This window comes from Bacillus cereus group sp. N8, from assembly GCF_016483685.1.
GTDB lineage: Bacteria > Bacillota > Bacilli > Bacillales > Bacillaceae_G > Bacillus_A > Bacillus_A proteolyticus.
In genome coordinates, this window is sequence record NZ_JAEHBK010000096.1 from 1 (window position 1) to 2,797 (window position 2,797).

The following is a 2,797-nucleotide window of genomic DNA, read 5'->3' on the forward strand; positions in this document are numbered from 1 at the left end:
CACAGAAACAGACATAAAAAACGCCATCCTTTCCTATGATTCTACAGAAAGAATAGCGTATTTTTTCATTTTAGGGGATACTTCAAAATCTCAGATTGATAGGTATATAGCATTTCTGTTAAGTCAATTACAGGAACCAAAATTAATTACTTATTTTTCATTTCCACTAAAATTTTTGATATTGCTATCCATAAATTTATAAACATTAAAGTTCCGAAAATATCAGCAACAACTACATAATGTCCTATAAATAGGTTTTCAAAGTGAAATAATGGAGTGTTATAAATGGCTATTAATAAAGATATAATCATCGAAAACAGAAAAAATTTTTTCTTAGTTATCATATAACTGCAAAACAAGAACGTATAATAAGCCCAAAATTGTGCAGCATACCAGGCATGAGATAGCCGAATACCTGCTTTTGTATGCAGAGTTGTTAAAACCAGTACGAATAATACAAGTAATGCAATTAATGGAGCAAATTTAACGAATTGTAAAAGGTTTAAATAGCGCTTGTTTGAACTTGGATGGTTTACTCCATACTTAAATACCCATTTCTTTATATAATGAATAAAAAATATAAAACCCACATTAATAATTAACAAAAAAAACATCATTATTATTCCTTCTTTTCCAATGTATTAATCAACTAAAAAGTTAATTGATAGTTTATTTAAACTTATCTTTATTAAACTCTTTTTTTGGGTAATCTTCAAGTTTGTTTAAGTGGAATGGGCATTTTTTTCGAGTATTTGGGGGAGTGGCCATTGTCATCAACCTAAGAAAACAGGTCACCCCAAAAACGATAAATAAGCTTTTTCGTTACAAGAAAGCCTAAAAATTTCGTTCTGGGGGTGTCAATTTTATCGTTTTGGGATATTTGCTTTTCTTAGCTCCATGGTGATGTATGGTGACCCCATATAGAAGGTTTCTTCATTATGTACGAAGTTGATTTTTAATTTTTAGAATATTAATATTGTTTAGAATCTGTATATGTATTATTATAAATAATGGTATATTAGTAAATTTTTGATACAGATTCTATTCAATCTCTAAAAATATGATTCTTGGAGGCGTTGTTGTGCGTAAAAAATGGAAAATCGGGCTAATGAGTACGCTTCTTGCCTGTACTACCTTCACATCTGTAGCATTCGCGGCAGAAAAACCAGTCGATCAACCCAAATGGGAGGAATGGTTAAACAGTCATGCAAAAAAATTAAATGAACCAACTTCCCAAACAACAGAAGATTTATCATTTCTTAAAGAGACTGTACAGGACAAGCGTATTGTTGTACTTGGTGAAAGTACGCATGGTGCAAAGGAAATGAATCAATCCAAAATACGTATGATTAAGTACTTACATGAGGAAATGGGATATGATGTGATTGCATTTGAAACAGGGCTTGGGGAAGCAGCAGCTGTTCAGCAAAATTTTGATCACTTAACCGCTACGGAAGCGATGAAACAATCTTTATACCCTGTATGGCAAACTGAGGAACTTGAACAATTATTTACCTATATGAAAGAACAAAAAGAAAAAGGAAAGCCACTCACATTAGCTGGTTTTGATATGAATTTGTTTTATAATTCTTCATTCCGCTCCTATGCAAAAGAATGGTTGCAAAAATTAAATCCTGAAGTCGCATCTGAATTTGATACAGCAGTGTCAGAGTTAATTGAACTAGATAGGTATTACAGTAAATATGAAGGTACGTATCCTTATGATCGATTTAAAGCAGAAATACAGCCCGTAATTAACAAGTTTGAAAAGGTTAGAACATTTATTCAGAATCATAAATCTGAATTGACTCAAGTTGCACCTCATGCTGCGTATGATGTGAATTTCCTTGAGAAAGCAATCAGTATACGGATTGATGCGATTAAAACGCATTTAGATGCAGATATGAAAGTCAGAGGTGGCATCCCCTCACCTAACCTGACAGACTATTCTTTTTACATCCGAGATCGAAAAATGGCACAAAACTTCGCATGGCTCACTGAAATGCAGTATAAAAACAAAAAAATCATTGTGTGGGGACATAATTATCATATTCGAAAACAAAATTCGAAAATGATATTAGACTGGACGAAGGCGCAACAATACAATTATGTTGGCCCAAATATGATGGATTATCTTCCGCAGCGCATTAAAGACCAAATGTACACGATTGGTGTATTTGCGTATAGTGGAAGCAGTTGGGATGATGTCAATGAAGATGTTATTCCTGTACATAATGAACATGAAGAACAAAGCGTTGAAAAAATCATCAGCACGGTGGGAAGTCCCCATGTTTTTGTTAACCTAAGGGGAGAAAGTAACCGACCAGAAACTTCATGGATGTTTACTCCTACTGCAGCAAGTTATTGGGGGAAAAAAGAAAGAGAAGAAATCATGATTCCCACAGAACAATATGATGGCATTCTTTGGTTAGAAAAGACATCGCCTTCTGTACTGAAATAAATACAAGAGCATCCTTACAATATAAGGATGCTCTTTTTCTTGTCATGATTGTACGTAAACAACATTCGATTGGATTCATTCCCTATAGAAAATACTAACGATCAAACAATATATTCATTATAGGGGAGCGTCACACCGCCATCAAGCTAAAAAAATACAACTACTCCCAGAGCGAAATTTTGTGCTAACTTGTAACAAAAAAGCTCATTTTTTCATTTTGGGGTAATTCTGAATTCTTAAGTTGATGGGCATGTGGCGATACCCCACATCCATCAACTTAAGGATTTAGACTATTCTTGAAGGTGAAAGCACGTTACTATTCTCTTATGTTAATGA

General features: G+C 33.6%; 2 protein-coding genes. One reads left to right on the top strand and one right to left on the bottom strand.

The genetic code is table 11. The features are described 5' to 3' along the window. Positions 1–146: 146 nt before the first annotated feature. Positions 147–617, bottom strand: a complete 471-nt coding sequence (locus JDS80_RS30485) for a hypothetical protein (RefSeq protein ID WP_063219799.1) — start codon at positions 615–617, stop codon at positions 147–149. Positions 618–1,081: 464 nt separating this feature from the next. Here JDS80_RS30485 and JDS80_RS30490 point away from each other — a divergent pair, with 464 nt between their 5' ends. Next, positions 1,082–2,461 carry an erythromycin esterase family protein gene (locus JDS80_RS30490; protein ID WP_199640793.1) on the top strand — a complete coding sequence of 460 codons (1,380 nt, stop codon included), beginning with the start codon at positions 1,082–1,084 and terminating at the stop codon, positions 2,459–2,461. Positions 2,462–2,797 lie beyond the last annotated feature (336 nt).